Raw genomic sequence first — 15672 nt, 5'->3', positions numbered from 1 at the left:
CTGTGTCATCCATTGCCTCCGTACTGTTCACCAAAACTCAGCAACGTCTGCTGGCTGTGCTCTACGGCAAGCCGGACTGCTCTTTTTATCTGAACGAGGTGGCAAGGCTGGCCGGGGTCGGCAAGGGCGCTGTGGTTCGGGAACTCAAGAAAATGACCGAAGTCGGATTGCTCACCACTCACCAGCAGGGTAACCAGCAGCATTATCAAGCCAATCCCGATAACCCCGTTTTTGAAGAGCTGAAAGCCATTACCCGCAAAACCTTTGGCGTACAGGGCGTGATTAAAGGGGCACTGTCGCCCGTTTTAAGTCAATGTGACATGGCATTTATTTATGGCTCGGTAGCAAAAGGACAGGAACACGCGGGCAGTGATATAGACGTTTTGCTAGTGGGGCATGATTTAAGTTATGGCGAGATTATGGAGCATCTGGAACCAGCAGAAAATCAGCTGGGGCGAATCATTAATCCTACATTGCTGACGCCTGAAGAATTCCAGCAAAGAGTAGACAGTCAGCAAAGTTTTGTCACACGACTTATGGAACAGCCCAAACTCTGGCTGACCGATCAACCCTTAACCGGAGACAAGCCATCGTGAAAGAGCTGGATAATCTGGTCAAAATCAACAAACTCAAACAAGAACCCCCCGATGCACAGGAATTTGCAGGGATGGTTCGGGCGGCTGAAACCAAACTCAAAGATGCTGCCATCAGTGGTTTATCTGTCGACAGCCAGTTTTCTCTGGCCTACAGTGCTGCCCATGCTTTGTCGCTTGCTGCATTACGCTGGCACGGCTACCGCTCTGAAAGCCGCTATCTGGTGTTCCAGTGTTTGCAGCATACATTAGACGTGAGTCGTGCAAAATGGCGGGTTCTTGATCAATGCCACAACCATCGTAACCTGGCGGAATACGAAGGGCACCTGGATATTAACCCGCAACTGTTGAAAGAACTGATTCTGCTAACCCATGAGCTGTTAAATCTGGTTAAATCACTCCCTGAAATCTCTTAGGACGTCCGTGACTGGCAACCAGCAACAGAACAAAAAGAACACCCCACAGAGGCCACCGCATGAGCAAAACACCCGCTTCATCAAAAGAGCCAGACAACCTGTTCGGCGAAATCAAAGACCTGATACAAAGAGCCAAACAACGGGCAGCGGTGGCACTCAATGCCGAGATAACCGCACTCTATTGGAAGGTCGGTCAGCGTATTCAGCAGGAAATCCTGAAGGGTAAGCGGGCAGACTACGGCAAACAGGTTATTTCCGACTTGTCCCGCCAGCTCTCCGGGCATTTTGGTAAGGGCTGGAGCCCTCAGCAATTGAGACATTGTATTAAGTTTGCCGAAATCTGTGAGGCTGATGAAATTGTCTCTACAGTGTGGAGACAATTGAGCTGGTCACACCTGAAACTGTTGATTTACATTGATGACCCACTAAAACGTGAGTTCTATATGACCATGGCGATTCAGGAGCGATGGTCTGTCCGCACCTTCAGCGAGCGTACGGATTCCATGCTGTTTGAGCGTACTGCCTTATCCCGAAAGCCGGAAGAAACCATCGTTCACGATCTGAAAATGCTGAGGGATCAAGGGAAAGCCGATCAGGATATCGTTCTGAAAGACCCTTACATTCTGGATTTTCTTGAGCTTAATGATACCTACGTGGAAAAAGATCTTGAGGATGCTATTTTGCGGGAAATGGAGCATTTTCTGTTAGAAATGGGTATGGGCTTCACTTTTGTCGCACGCCAGCACCGAGTTCAAATTGATGAAGATGATTTTTATATTGATCTCTTGTTCTATAACCGAAAACTGAAGCGACTGGTTGCTATTGAACTGAAAACAGGCAAGTTTAAAGCTGAGTACAAAGGACAGATGGAGTTATATCTACGCTGGCTGAATAGATATGACCGTCAGCATGGAGAAGACCCCCCTATCGGCATCATTCTTTGTGCAGGTAAGAAGCAAAAGCAAATTGAATTACTTGAACTGGATAAAAGCGGTATCCATATAGCAGACTATCTCACCAACATACCCTCCAAAGAAATATTGGAAGAGCGCTTTCAGGAAGCCGTCAGCAACGCCCGAAAACGTATTGAGAATAAAACTGAATAGTGGAATCCTCGAATTGTCTCCGCAGTGTGGAGACAATTCAGCCAGATTGATACATTGTGCAGACACTGTCTGCACAATGCCTGAAGAGTCCCATATCGAGACCTTCAGGTACCATTTTGAGACCCTGAAATATGGACAGTACCAGCGAATCCACCTTCCAGAACGATATGATCGCCCGCCTGCAAGCCAAAGGCTGGCTACTGGGCAGTGGCGACCAGTACGACCGGGAAACGGCGTTGTATACCAGCGATGTACTGGATTTTGTCAAAAACACCCAGCCGAAGGAATGGCAAAAGTTCTGCAAAAGCTTTCCGGTGGATTCGGAGCAGCATTTTATCAGCCATCTGGTCAACCAGTTAAAGAAAGCCGATGCCAATGCCATTGATAAGGAGCTTCGCAGCTTTGGCACCCTGGGCGTGTTGCGTCATGGCTTGAAGATTCGCAATGCCCGGTTCTCCCTGTGTCAGTTTATGCCGGAACATACCCTGAATCCGGATACGCTGGCCCGCTATAAAGAAAACCGTTGTCGTGTGGTGCCGGAGCTGGTTTACAGTCCTTATGTCAATCTTGTCCCCCCATCCCAACCTTCCCCCGAGGGGGAAGGCGTCGACGCTCATCTGGCAGAAACCGGTAAAAAAGCCAAGGCATGGCGCATTGACCTGGTGTTGTTTGTAAACGGTCTGCCCGTGGCAACGCTGGAGCTGAAATCAGAATTCAAACAGGCCATTGAAAACGCCAAACGACAATATCAAAAGACCCGTCTGCCCAAAGACCCGGAAACCGGCAAGCCGGAACCGTTGCTGACCTTTAAACGGGGGGCGCTGGTGCATTTTGCCGTGAGTCAGTACGAAGTGTATATGGCGACTAAACTGGCGGGCAGCGATACCTTCTTTCTGCCGTTTAACAAAGGCACGGCTGAAGGCGGTGCAGGCAATGATATTCCTGAAGACCGGAATGAGTACGCCACCGAATACCTGTGGAACGAGGTATTGCTGCCCGACAACCTGCTGAATATTATCGGTCGGTTTGTGCATTTGCAGATCGAAGAGAAGGAAGACTGGGAAGGCCGCAAGTCGAAAAAGGAAACCCTGATCTTTCCCCGTTATCACCAGTGGGATGTGGTGACCAAGCTGATTGCAACGGCCAAGGCAGAAGGCACGGGCAACAAGTATCTGGTGCAGCACAGTGCCGGTTCCGGTAAATCCAACTCCATTGCCTGGACCGCCCACCAGCTTTCTACCCTGTACGACGGTGAAGGCAACAAGCAGTTCCATTCGGTGATTGTAATTACCGACAGAACCGTGCTGGACGATCAGCTACAAGACACTATTTATCAGTTTGAACACGCCGACGGTGTGGTGGGGCGTATCAACAAAAAAGAAGGTGACGGCTCCAAGTCGGAGAAACTGGCAGCGGCTCTGGAGAGTGCTCAACCGATTATTATTGTCACCATTCAAACCTTCCCTTATGTACTGGCGGCCATTGAGAACAGTACCAGACTGAAGGAACGCCGCTATGCCGTGATTGCCGACGAAGCCCACTCGTCACAAACCGGCTCCACCGCCCGCAAGCTGAAGGAAGTGTTGATGGTGGATGGTGCTGATGACGGAGATGAGGACAAAGAGCTGTCTTCTGAAGATATGCTAGATGCCACCATTGCCTCACGCCGGGGCAGCAGCAACCTGAATTACTATGCGTTCACTGCGACACCCAAGGCGAAAACCCTGGAGCTGTTTGGTCGCCTGCCCAAACCTGATGAGCCTGCTTCCGAGAAGAACCTGCCTGAAGCCTTCCATGTGTATTCCATGCGCCAGGCCATTGAGGAAGGCTTTATTCTCGATGTGCTGAAAAACTACACCAACTACAAGGTGGCCTATCAGCTGGCCCAAAAAATAGAGGCCGAGGACGAAGAGGTAGACAGCAAAAAAGCCAAGGTAAAACTGAACCGCTGGGTGCGGCTTCATGAATACAATATTTCCCAGAAGGTGAAAGTCATCACCGAGCACTACAAAGAGCATGTTATGGGCTTGCTGGGTGGTCAGGCCAAGGCGATGGTGGTCACCAGTTCCCGTAAGGAAGCGGTGCGTTACAAGCTGGCGTTTGATAAATACCTCTCAGAACACAAAAGTTCGATAGCCGTGATGATTGCCTTCTCCGGCGAGGTGGAATTCCATAAGGACGATCCGGACAGCTCTGCCCTGCTGGACCAAAAGTTCACCGAAACCAATATGAACCCAGCTCTAAAGGGCCGGGACATGCGCAAAGCATTCGATAGCGACGACTACCAGATCATGCTGGTTGCCAACAAATTCCAGACTGGCTTTGATCAGCCGAAACTCTGCGCCATGTATGTAGACAAGCCCTTAGGTGGTTTGGAATGTGTGCAAACCTTTTCCCGTCTGAACCGTACCTATCCCGGCAAAGCCGAGTGCGGCACTTTTGTATTGGATTTTGTCAATGAGCCGGAAGAGATTCTGGCCGCATTCCAGCCGTATTACCAAATCGCTGAACTGGCGGATGTGACAGACCCGGATAAAGTATTCGACCTTTACGAAAAACTCCGTGCCAGCGGTATCTTTACCTGGAACGAAGTAGAACAGTTCTGCGAGGCTTTTCTTTCCAAGAGCAAAAGCAATGCAGCGGTGAGCAACATTTGCAAGCCCGCTGTGGATCGCTGGCAGAAGCGATACAGTTCTGCCATTGATGCTTATGTGCGTGCCAAGGAGATGTTCGAACGAACCAGGAAGACCAAAGATGCCGTGTTAATCGCTAATGCTGAAAACAGCTTCAAAGAATGCAAGCTGGAAAAAGACCGGCTGGAAATCTTCAAAAAGGACTTAGGCACCTTTACCCGTTTCTACGAGTTTATGTCCCAGATTGTGGACTACGACAACAAAGACCTGGAAAAGCTCAGCCTTTACGCTCGCTACCTGCGCCCACTGCTCCGTGAAAAGGTTATTGAAGAAGATGATATTGACCTGGATAACGTGGTCATGAGCCATTACCGGTTGTCCAAGATTCGCCAGCAAGACATTGAACTCAAGGAAGACGCCGAGGGCTATGAACTGGAACCCTCCAGCGATGTCGGTTCCGCCAAACCCAAGGACAAGAAAGAAGAGTTCTTATCCCAGATTGTGGCACGGCTGAATGAGATGTTTATTACCGACAACCTGACCGATGCTGACTTGATCAATTACGCCTTTACCGTGCGGGACAAACTGGCCGAAAACGAAACGGTGATGAAGCAGATTGAGAACAATACCGCTGAACAAGCACTGCTTGGTGACTTCCCACAAGCCATTGATGATGCCGTGATGGACAGCAACGAGGCTCAACAGGAAATGATGTTGCAGTATCTTTCCAACCCGGAATTGGCTCGGGGCTTTGCTCGGGTTGTGTTTGATATGTTGAAGGGGTGAGTGAGTGCCCACCAGGAGCCTGACCGAGAATAGCTGCCCTACGCGGCAACTGCTCCTGCGTTGCTCTGGTAGCAGAATGCTGACATTGAATTCGGGCAATATCTCAACTAAGTTTCAGCGGTGCTAAAAGAGGTTCGTGCATGAGCAAACAAAAAAACACCGTCAACCTAAGCCTGAACGGCGAGTACAAAAACTGGCTGAAAACGTTGAAACAGAAAGTACTGTCAACTCAGCTTAAAGCCGCTGTTCAGGTGAATTCGACCTTGCTGGCTTTTTACTGGGAACTGGGGGAAGACATTGTTCGTCGACAGGCTCAGGCTAACTGGGGTGAAGGCTTCCTGAAACAACTCAGTAAGGACTTAATGTCGGATTTCCCTGAAATTAAGGGGTTTTCGGAGCGAAATCTTAAATATATTCGCCAATGGTTTCTTTATTACTCCGGGGAGCAGGCAATTGGGCAACAGCTTGTTGCCCAATTAACACAGGTACCCTGGGGACATAATTTGCAAATTATCAGCAAGTGTAAAAGTGTTCCAGAAGCCCTGTATTACGTGAGAAGTACCATTGAGCACGGTTGGAGCCGAAGCGTACTCACTCACCAGATAGAAAGCGGCCTCTGGCAGCGAGATGGACAAGCCGTCAGTAACTTTAGTGCCACCCTGCCAGCCGTACAATCTGACATGGCGCAAGAAACTCTGAAAGACCCTTATGTATTTGATTTTCTCGCCCTGACCCAAAACTACAACGAACGTGAGCTTGAGAAAGGTTTGACCGAGCATATCACCCAGTTTTTGCTGGAATTAGGGGCTGGATTTGCTTATTTGGGCAAACAATTTCATATACAGGTAGGACAACGGGATTTTTATATTGACCTGCTGTTTTACCATGTCCGGTTAGATTGTTATGTGGTGGTTGAGCTGAAGACGGTAGATTTTGAACCGGAACATGCAGGCAAACTGAATTTTTATATCAGAGCCGTGGACGAACAACTGCGTAAAGAGGGCGATACGCCCACTATTGGCATTCTGCTGTGCAAGAACAAAGACAAACTCGTGGCAGAGTACTCTCTCAGTGATATGCAAAAGCCTATTGGCGTTTCGGAATACCAACTCACTCAATCACTGCCGGAAAACTTGCAATCGCAACTACCCAGCGTGGAAGACATTGAACAGGGATTGGGAACTAAAAGATGAGACAGAAGCAGACCGACAACTGAACATTTCAGCGTCGGCCTATGCAAGCTATTCCCTGTAATGAAAATACCATCACAGTTACAGTCGACGGTATTTCCCGATCGGGCTTTTATTTTGAAGCCTCAGACTTGGTACCGTCAGCGTGCCATTCATAAACGACAAAACTGAAGTCTTTCAGGTCTCCCTTGCCATCGAAGGCCAGGTTACCTGTTGGCGTACTAAAGGTGTTTGAACGCAGAACGTCGGCTACTTCTTCAGGGCTTTCACTCTTGGTCAGTTCCATGCCTTCTGCCATAACCTGAACAGCAGAATAGGAAGGGAATACGAAAGGACCGGATGAATCTTCACCTTTTGCCTCGAAGGCGGCTACCAGTTTGGCGTTGGCAGGGTCCTGATCAAAACTCTTCGGCAGTGTCACGAGCAAACCTTCTGAAGCCTGACCGGCAATGGCTGAAATATCCTTGTTGCCCACACCTTCAGGTCCCATGAATTTAGCCTTCAAACCCTTTTCTGCGCTCTGACGCAGAATCAGGCCCAGCTCAGGGTGATAGCCACCGTAGTAAACAAAATCGACATCTTCCTTCTTCAACTTGGCAATGAGCGCTGAAAAGTCCTTGTCACCTGAAGTAACACCTTCAAAGACAGCCACATCAATACCGGCTTTTTCAACCGTGTTCTTAACAGCTGTGGCAATGCCTTCACCGTACTGTTGCTTGTCATGGATAACTGCCATACGCTCAGGCTTTATGCTCTCTACGATGTAGTTACCCGCAGTAGGTCCTTGCAGGCTATCGAGTCCAATTGTGCGGAATATCAGCTCATATCCACGACTGGTGATCTCCGGACTGGTGGAGGCGGGGGTGATCATCAGGATACCTTCATCTTCATAGATGTCGGTGGTAGGCTGGGTAGAAGCGGAACACAGATGCCCTACGACAAAACGGATATCATCATTAACGATTTTGTTGGCAACCGCTACGGCCTGTTTGGGATCACAGGCATCGTCATAGACTACCGCTTCCAGCTGCTTACCATTGACGCCCCCCTGTTGGTTGATTTGCTCTACGGCCATCCTGGCGCCGGTGAACTGCATATCACCATACTGGGCTACAGGACCTGTTACCGGGCCAGCTAAAGCAATTTTTATCGTGTCGGCAGCCTGAGCCAGACCGGAAGCCCCTGCTACGGCTGCAGATACCGCCAGAGCGGCCAGAGTTTTGTTCATTTTTCTTATCATGCTGTAGTTCTCTTGGAATGGACTTAATTCCATTTTCTCATTATCTAAATCCATCTTTCTCTCGAAAAGTTATATTAAGGATTTTTTTCAGTCATAACAGCTTTTTTTCCAAACTTTTTTCTTCGACTTATGTCTAAATCTATACGAACGTCTTAAGGCGGCAGAGCTATCACAGACCTAGAGTGAAAGCATTCAGTAAGGGAATACTCTAAACAAGGATGTAAGGAGAAGCAGTATGGATACGAAACAACATAATACACAGGATAATGAACTGAAAACCGGCGAACTCATTATATTGTCACTTTCTTTAGGCAGCGTTCTGGCTTCGCTTCACTTCTTTTTGAACACCATTTTCTGAACCATGAGTTCAGGAAATCATTAGTGTCCCATATTGGTGACAAGTAATATTTCATGTTAGAGGTCAGGGGAAATGGCCGGGTTTACACCCGGCTCTGGTTATTCAGGGCTTGATGGTTTTAACCCCCTCCGCAGTGCCCAGAAGCAACACGTCAGCAGGTCGAGCCGCAAACAATCCATTAGTTACGACCCCCACAATCTGGTTGATTTTTTCTTCCAGACCCATGGCGTCAGTAATCTCCAGATTCCATACATCCAGAATGATATTACCATTATCTGTCATAACCCCTTCACGGTAAGCGGGGTCACCACCCAACTTAACCAGTTCACGGGCAACATGACTGCGAGCCATGGGAATAACCTCAACAGGAAGCGGGAATTCACCCAACACGTCAACCAGCTTGCTCTCGTCTGCAATACAGATAAACTCTTTCGCCACTGCAGCCACAATTTTTTCCCTTGTCAGGGCTGCTCCACCGCCTTTGATCAGGTGCAGACGATTGTTGGACTCATCAGCCCCGTCAATATAAAAGCGCAGTTCACTGATACTGTTCAGGTCATAAACCGGAATCCCGTGCTGTTTCAGACGATCAGCAGAAGCCTCTGAACTGGCTACGCAACCATCAAAACTGTTTCTGTGTTCTGCCAGAGCATCAATAAAGAAATTGGCCGTGGAACCAGTGCCAATACCGATAATCATATCTTCTTCCAGATGAGGGAGGATCCGCTGCAATGCAGCCTCGGCAGTCGCCTTCTTCAGCTCGTCCTGGGTCATGTCTCTACCTTGCGGTCATGTACAATGAAGCCAGGGATTATACCCCCGGAAACGATCCCCCGCTGAACTAAATACTTCAAATTTCGTATAACCTTTTGTTACTTGAAAACGATAAAAGATTGTTTCTTGTACACATGCCTGTTTAGAATCAGTCCAATCAAGATAAGTTATTACAAAAGTGAAGTCCCATGCCTCATCAGTACATAAGAATGATTCTCGAAGCCAAAGTTTATGATGTGGCGATTGAGACTCCTATTCATGAGGCTCCATTTCTCAGCAAACGTTTGAATAATCAGGTTTTTCTGAAGCGAGAAGACCTGCAACCCGTATTCTCATTTAAAATCCGGGGCGCTTATAACAAGATGGCCCAGTTAACCGCTGAAGAAAAAGCCTGCGGAGTGACCTGTGCTTCTGCCGGCAATCATGCCCAGGGCGTGGCCATGGCAGCCAAGACCATGGGAATTGAAGCCGTTATCGTGATGCCCGGTACTACTCCTGAAATAAAGTACAAAGCCTGCGAGGCCAGAGGAGCCAAGGTCATCCTTCATGGTGATACCTTTGATCAGGCTTTGGCTTACTCCATGAAACTCGTTGAAGAACAGGGCTATACCTTTATTCATCCTTATGATGATCCTCACACCATCGCCGGTCAGGGCACGATCGGCATGGAGATTCTCCGTCAGACTTCCGGTCAGCTCGACGCTGTCTTTGTACCCGTCGGCGGAGGTGGTCTGGCAGCAGGCATAGCGACCTATATCAAGTATCTGCGCCCTGATATCAAAGTCATCGGTGTTGAGTATGAAGAATCTGCTTGTCTGAAAGCCGCTCTGGAAGCTGATGAGCGAGTAACCTTGCCCCATGTGGGTCTTTTTGCTGATGGCATTGCTGTGGCTCAGATCGGCGAAGAAACCTTCAAGCTCTGCCGGAAATACATTGATGAAGTGATCACGGTCAGCTCTGATGAAATCTGCGCATCCATCAAGGATATCTTTGATGATACCCGTTCGGTCTGTGAGCCTGCTGGTGCGGCAAGCGTAGCTGGCCTGAAAAAATATGTCAGCGAGACAGGTGCCAGCAATCAGAAACTGATGGCTATAGCCAGTGGCGCCAATATCAACTTTGATCGTCTGCGTTATGTTTCCGAACGTGCGGAATTAGGTGAGAAGCGCGAAGCGATCATCGCTGTCACCATCCCTGAACAACCCGGCAGTTTCAAAAAATTTTGTGAAACCCTTGGTAAGAGGAATATCACCGAATTCAACTACCGATTCCACGACCCCAAAAATGCCCGAATCTTTGTAGGTGTCCAGGTTCATCCCGATCAAATGCCCATTGATAATCTGACCCAAGAGTTGCAAGAGAAAGGTTATCCGGTAGAGAACCTGACCGACAACGAGATGGCTAAGTTGCACGTCCGGCACATGGTAGGCGGTCACAGTAAAGCCGTAAAGGATGAGGTGGTTTATTGTTTTGAATTCCCGGAACGTCCGGGTGCCCTGCTCAACTTCCTGAACAAACTGGGTGACCAATGGAATATCAGCATGTTCCATTACCGGAACCACGGAGCTGCCTATGGTCGTGTGGCTGTCGGTCTGGAAGTACCAGAAATGGAGAGACCACACATCGCAAAATTTCTGGCTGAGCTGGACTATTACTACTGTGAAGAAACGGATAACAAGGCTTATCAGGCGTTTTTGGGGTGATGACCCGCTGAGATGCCGGGTTTATTATCCAGGACTCAATTCCTCTCAGGAACAAAGCATTGGATAACCGGGATAGGGCGAAGCCTCACAGCTACGCTCACCGGGTAGAAGGAGCTACCAATTGTAGCTCCAACCCCCTCAGATCCCGGCGTGCGGATTTCCCGCACCGGGCTCTTCGATATTTGACTCACAGCACAGCCATGGATTTCATTGCCATAAAAGGCAGCATTATCCTCGGTTTCTGTAGCGGCAGAAGCTGCTTGAGGTTATGGTACTTTTCCCATGGAATCTTGCCTTTCCGGCATCGGCTACACAGCATCTTGTACCAGTAGCGGTCAACAAATCGGTAAAGCTTCTCCATACTTCGGAAGTTTCCTCCCAGACCGTAATACGCATAATGCCCTCTCAACCGTCGATTGATCGCTGTCACTTGTTCGTGCAGCGGATCATGGCGTATTCGTCTCAGCAGTTCCTTCAGTTTGGCTATGCTGCGTCTTAGGCGGGATTTTTCCGTTCTCCTTCCCACCATGAAGTTTCCTTTCAGATTCCTTGTGCAGTAGTGCGTAAAGCCAAGGAAATAAACCGTTTCCGGTCGTCTTCCCCCACGACTGGCAAAACGTCCGAACCTGACTAACCGGGTTTTATCCGGCTCCAGTTTCAGCGCAAATTTCTCCAGTCGCTGTGGCAGCACATTCATGAACCGCTCCGCATCACTGCGATACTGAAAACACACCACAAAGTCATCAATGTACCTGATCAGCCATGCCTCGCCTTTTAGCCGAGGCTTGACCATGCACTCGAACCAGAGGTCAAGCACATAATGCAGGTACAGGTTGCTCAGAACTACGCTGACCGGCCCACCCTGAGGCGTACCTTCTTCACACTCTTGCAACTCCCCGGCCTCCATCACCCCGGCTTTCAACCAGCGCCGTATAAGGTTCAGGATTCTGGGATCACCGACCCGGTGTTCCACAAAACGAAGCAGCCATCCATGGTCAAGACTCCCAAAGAAGTTCTTCAAGTCCGCTTCCAGCACCCAGCTGACCTTTCGGCCTGAAACCACCTCGTTAAAAGTGGACAGGGCATGGTGCGCTCCCAGTCGTGGCCTGCCACCCATGGAACAGGGCAAAAAGTCCTGCTCATAAATAGCATTCAGCACATCAGCAACACTTCGCTGCAAAGCCCGGTCATTGATGCAGGGAACACCCAGAGGGCGCTTTTCCTTTTTCCCCGGCTTGGGTATCCACGCCCTTTTGACCGGCGGTGCCTTGTAGCCTTGCCGATGGATAGACGTCAGTGTCTGTTCCAACCACCGCTTAAAGTCTTTCTTTGTCTCTTCGACAGTCAGCCCATCGACTCCGGGCGATGTGTTGTGTGGAATCTTGTTCAGATTCATACACAGGCTCGCCGGGGTAATGTGATGTGCCAGACTTGTGAAGCGAAGTTTCGGATAACTCCGGGCTTTCGCTGCTACCCTCTCCAGTCCCGTTGCCATGGCTGGTTTACCTTCTCACTGCGTAGAAGACCGTAACTCCCTCAGATGTGGAGCCCATGTTTCCCTGGAAAGGCTCAAATACCGCCAGCCGCTTCCCCATGTGACGGGCTCTCCCCGCCTCGGAGTACTATCAGCTGGTCTGACTTCCTGAACGTCATCAAGTCGTTCTTGCTTTAAAGGCTCGTCGGACCCTACAGGCTCCGCCTGAACGTTCAGGATCTCCCTTGTTCACGTAAAATCATTCGATAACATGCCGTGGGTACGAACCCCGGAAGCAGTCGGGATGCCTTGTCATTAGCGGAGCTCCCGACTTCCGCTTTCCCCATTGAGAGAGAAGGTCAGCCACTTCAACCACGTGCAATTTCGGGGCTAATTATCCCTTAGCAGACGTTACGGCCTGTTATCACCCTGTCTACGCTTCGCAGTAGTCGTTACCTTCTACCACGCAAGACTCGGTACACGGCTGCCGACCACAGCTTTACCGCGATGACCATTTCAGGTCACAAGATTTTACGCGCTTGCAAGGCGCAACTCCCACAACACCCAGTTTACGGGTCCGTACTGGGCGTTTCGGTCAGTTAAGCAGCCAATAATCTAATCAAACCTAATTCATCGAACCAACTATTCGGCAATGCTAAGTGCAGCGCAGGACTCCGGCATACTCGCAACTGCCCTTTGCTAGATCCTACCGTCTGTCTCGTCAGTTCATCACTGACTCCCCGCCTTCTCAGCTCCGCATAACGCTTCGGACTTTTCTCCCATTGACACCAGAGCATAGTCTCGTTGGAATACAATTACTCAAGTATTATTACCATGGTCGTGATACCACTTGGCACACCTGGTAGCATCTGGTGCATCGGCAGACTGCCAGACTAAAGGGTAATACTGCCACTCATTGTTATATTGGCTGACCATTTTGTTATGAACTTTATATAGGGTTGTGACTCCGAACAACATCAATCAATAAAAGAAAAGGAGTTGCATCATGACGACACCGGTCAGCAATATTTCAAATAAAAGATTGCTCTCAACAACAGATATGGCTTCAACACAAAACCCGTACAATTCACAAACATCTGGAGCAACGTGTTATAACAGGTCTGTGGAGTGTTTAGAGCCATCAGTATCTATAAAAATTGATAGATCCAAAAAAAGAGAGAGTGCTTTCGCTGGGTTTCATGAGAGAGGCTTGAAGAATAGAGTGGTATTAAAGCATATCCCTTTTGAAATAAACGGCACTGTGTTTAATTATATCGATGGCAATAAAAGAGATGATGAGCTGGCAAAAAAAATGATTGACATTAGTGACGACAGGCCAAAAAGCTCTTTCACTTTTAATATCAAAACACAAAATGGCAATCACGACTATACACCTTCACATCTATGGCAAAAGCAATTCTTAAAATGTGTAAACTCAGGATTGCAGATTTATTTCGATGATTGCCCTCCAGATAGATTAGTCCCTTTCTTAGGAAATAAGACAGTTGCTGAGATTTATAAAGGTAAAAAAATCCCAGCAACTTGCTATCAGTTTGTGAACTTTATGGAGTTTAATTCAACTTCATTTCTAGATAAATTCCGCAACGAGTATACAAACTTAAAAACTTTAGATACAAACAATCAATTCACTCCTATTGCAATTTTAAAAAACAACGATCCCGTTCATACATTTATTCACATTGGAGATAATGTTTGCATAGGTAAACTGGGGGACGGGAATATTTTTTTCCATACTGCTGAAGATATATTGAGTCATTATCAGGAATCTTTTGAAACTCCTTTGCGTTTGGCGATTGCAAATATTCAACCTTTACAGTTGTGTGGCAACCAACGTCACACTCACTTGCAAAGTCAAGCGCAGCACACAGCTTCGGTTGATTAAGATCCGGCCTTATTGCGTTTAACTCGCTGTAAGGCTCTTGCTAAATTATTGGGATTGGTGATACGTTCCATCAGGCTCGTACCACCCGCCGGGCTTTCGTAATCCTGTGATACCGACACGACCTCAGCTCTCATAGCCTCGCAGCCTCCGTTTCCGCCGTGACCACTTGGTATGAGTTCCAGTGTTTGCTGGACTTGTCTGCGTCCGGTGTATCGAATGACAAAAACTACTCACCACTCTTTACCGTTCGGGCCTTTACTGACATACGCCAGCTACTATGCCGTCTGCTGACTTCTGTGTAGCGATCAGGACACCTTACGATGACCTCAGTCTGAAATGTCAGACACTACACAGACCTCCCGAGGTAAGTCACACCGCCTTCACTGAACAACTGCCGGATCTACTGCCTGAATGTCCGGATGAGTATGGGACTTCGTTATCAATTGCTAACTCGTCCCGACGCAGACAGCCTCATATCCGATTTCTGTTCGTCAGCTCGCAGTTTTGCTCCACACTGCCTTCAGCCTGCACCTCGCGATACAAACCTTGTGTTTCGCTAACCCTTCGCCCTCATCTGGCTGAGCAGGGGACTTTCACCCCCAAGCTGTGCAACATGCTCGACACACAGCAAAAACCCCGGTCAATCTCTCAACCGGGGTTCTGCTTTATTCAATGCCTGGCGATGACCTACTCTCACATGGGGAAGCCCCACACTACCATCGGCGATGTGTCGTTTCACTTCCGAGTTCGGGATGGGATCGGGTGGTTCCAACACTCTATGGTCACCAGGCAAAACTGGTCGAGCCGGTGGCTCTCGAGCTGGAAGCTTTAAGCTGAAGGCTTGAAGCTGTTTCTCGAAAACTAAGGCTCTGGAATCCAAATCTCTTTTAAGCTGTGTCGCCTATTCTTGCTCAACACTCTCGTTCACTGTGTACGGCTTCCAGCTTCAGGCTTCCAGCTTTTGCTGGCAGCTTCGCTGCGCAAATCGCTTTGGCGTTATATGGTCAAGCCTCTCGAGTCATTAGTACGGGTTAGCTCAACGCCTCACAACGCTTACACACCCCGCCTATCAACGTCGTAGTCTTCAACGTCTCTTATGGGCCTTGCGGCCAGGGAAGTCTCATCTTGAAGGGGGCTTCCCGCTTAGATGCTTTCAGCGGTTATCCCGTCCGAACTTAGCTACCGGGCAATGCGTCTGGCGACACAACCCGAACACCAGTGGTTCGTCCACTCCGGTCCTCTCGTACTAGGAGCAGCTCTCCTCAAACTTCCAACGTCCACGGCAGATAGGGACCGAACTGTCTCACGACGTTCTAAACCCAGCTCGCGTACCACTTTAAATGGCGAACAGCCATACCCTTGGGACCGGCTTCAGCCCCAGGATGTGATGAGCCGACATCGAGGTGCCAAACACCGCCGTCGATGTGAACTCTTGGGCGGTATCAGCCTGTTATCCCCGGAGTACCTTTTATCCGTTGAGCGATGGCCCTTCCATT

12 protein-coding genes and 2 rRNA genes (1 of these 14 only partly in view) are annotated in these 15672 nt (G+C 48.9%); 8 read left to right on the top strand and 6 right to left on the bottom strand.

Going from position 1 to position 15672, the window contains the following annotated elements; translation table 11 throughout:
- The first annotated feature begins 2 nt into the window (after window positions 1-2).
- The 5 genes from ACOMHB_RS05535 (at window position 3) to ACOMHB_RS05515 (ending at window position 6727) form a co-directional block, all read left to right on the top strand.
- Entirely contained in the window at window positions 3-596 is a 594-nt protein-coding gene (locus ACOMHB_RS05535; protein WP_448215799.1) for a nucleotidyltransferase domain-containing protein, read from the top strand.
- Complete coding sequence (locus ACOMHB_RS05530) at window positions 593-1009, top strand: hypothetical protein (protein ID WP_448215798.1); 417 nt, start codon at window positions 593-595, stop codon at window positions 1007-1009. Before ACOMHB_RS05535 ends, ACOMHB_RS05530 begins: the two co-directional genes overlap by 4 nt.
- A 59-nt stretch (window positions 1010-1068) precedes the next feature.
- On the top strand, window positions 1069-2115 hold the full coding sequence (locus tag ACOMHB_RS05525) for a PDDEXK nuclease domain-containing protein (protein WP_448215797.1): 1047 nt from the start codon (window positions 1069-1071) through the stop codon (window positions 2113-2115).
- Window positions 2116-2246: 131 nt separating this feature from the next.
- The gene (locus ACOMHB_RS05520) at window positions 2247-5534 is read left to right on the top strand and encodes a type I restriction endonuclease subunit R (protein ID WP_448215796.1); all 3288 of its coding nucleotides are present in this window, start codon (window positions 2247-2249) and stop codon (window positions 5532-5534) included.
- A 140-nt stretch (window positions 5535-5674) separates the two neighbouring features.
- Window positions 5675-6727 carry a PDDEXK nuclease domain-containing protein gene (locus ACOMHB_RS05515; RefSeq protein WP_448215795.1) on the top strand — a complete coding sequence of 351 codons (1053 nt, stop codon included), beginning with the start codon at window positions 5675-5677 and terminating at the stop codon, window positions 6725-6727.
- Between the two features lie 109 nt (window positions 6728-6836).
- Here the strand turns inward: ACOMHB_RS05515 and ACOMHB_RS05510 are convergent, their stop codons facing one another.
- Window positions 6837-7964 (bottom strand): branched-chain amino acid ABC transporter substrate-binding protein, encoded by a 1128-nt coding sequence (locus tag ACOMHB_RS05510; RefSeq protein WP_448215794.1) that lies wholly within the window; start codon window positions 7962-7964, stop codon window positions 6837-6839.
- Window positions 7965-8199: 235 nt separating this feature from the next.
- Between ACOMHB_RS05510 and ACOMHB_RS05505 the strand changes: the two genes are divergently transcribed.
- The gene (locus tag ACOMHB_RS05505; RefSeq protein WP_448215793.1) at window positions 8200-8322 is read left to right on the top strand and encodes a hypothetical protein; all 123 of its coding nucleotides are present in this window, start codon (window positions 8200-8202) and stop codon (window positions 8320-8322) included.
- Window positions 8323-8424: 102 nt separating this feature from the next.
- Here the strand turns inward: ACOMHB_RS05505 and rpiA are convergent, their stop codons facing one another.
- Window positions 8425-9096, bottom strand: a complete 672-nt coding sequence (gene rpiA, locus ACOMHB_RS05500; protein WP_448215792.1) for a ribose-5-phosphate isomerase RpiA — start codon at window positions 9094-9096, stop codon at window positions 8425-8427.
- Window positions 9097-9284: 188 nt separating this feature from the next.
- On the opposite strand from rpiA, the gene ilvA reads away from it, so the two are divergent.
- Window positions 9285-10799 (top strand): threonine ammonia-lyase, biosynthetic, encoded by a 1515-nt coding sequence (gene ilvA, locus ACOMHB_RS05495; RefSeq protein WP_448215791.1) that lies wholly within the window; start codon window positions 9285-9287, stop codon window positions 10797-10799.
- 187 nt (window positions 10800-10986) lie between these two features.
- On the opposite strand, the gene ltrA is transcribed toward ilvA, so the two are convergent.
- The gene (gene ltrA / locus ACOMHB_RS05490; protein WP_448215790.1) at window positions 10987-12294 is read right to left on the bottom strand and encodes a group II intron reverse transcriptase/maturase; all 1308 of its coding nucleotides are present in this window, start codon (window positions 12292-12294) and stop codon (window positions 10987-10989) included.
- A 985-nt stretch (window positions 12295-13279) separates the two neighbouring features.
- Here ltrA and ACOMHB_RS05485 point away from each other — a divergent pair.
- Entirely contained in the window at window positions 13280-14176 is an 897-nt protein-coding gene (locus tag ACOMHB_RS05485) for a hypothetical protein (RefSeq protein ID WP_448215789.1), read from the top strand.
- Here the strand turns inward: ACOMHB_RS05485 and ACOMHB_RS05480 are convergent.
- The 3 genes from ACOMHB_RS05480 to ACOMHB_RS05470 all read right to left on the bottom strand — a co-directional run.
- The gene (locus tag ACOMHB_RS05480; protein WP_448215788.1) at window positions 14173-14310 is read right to left on the bottom strand and encodes a hypothetical protein; all 138 of its coding nucleotides are present in this window, start codon (window positions 14308-14310) and stop codon (window positions 14173-14175) included. The two genes, ACOMHB_RS05485 and ACOMHB_RS05480, sit on opposite strands and share 4 nt — an antisense overlap.
- 540 nt (window positions 14311-14850) lie before the next feature.
- Window positions 14851-14966: ribosomal RNA gene (gene rrf / locus ACOMHB_RS05475) — 5S ribosomal RNA — on the bottom strand.
- A 210-nt stretch (window positions 14967-15176) separates the two neighbouring features.
- Window positions 15177-15672: ribosomal RNA gene (locus ACOMHB_RS05470) — 23S ribosomal RNA — on the bottom strand; it runs 2597 nt beyond the window's last position.

The sequence above is a fragment of the Endozoicomonas sp. 2B-B genome (genome assembly GCF_053470045.1).
The sequence above is the reverse complement of the archived record's forward strand: the minus strand, read 5'-3'. Positions and strand labels throughout refer to the sequence as shown.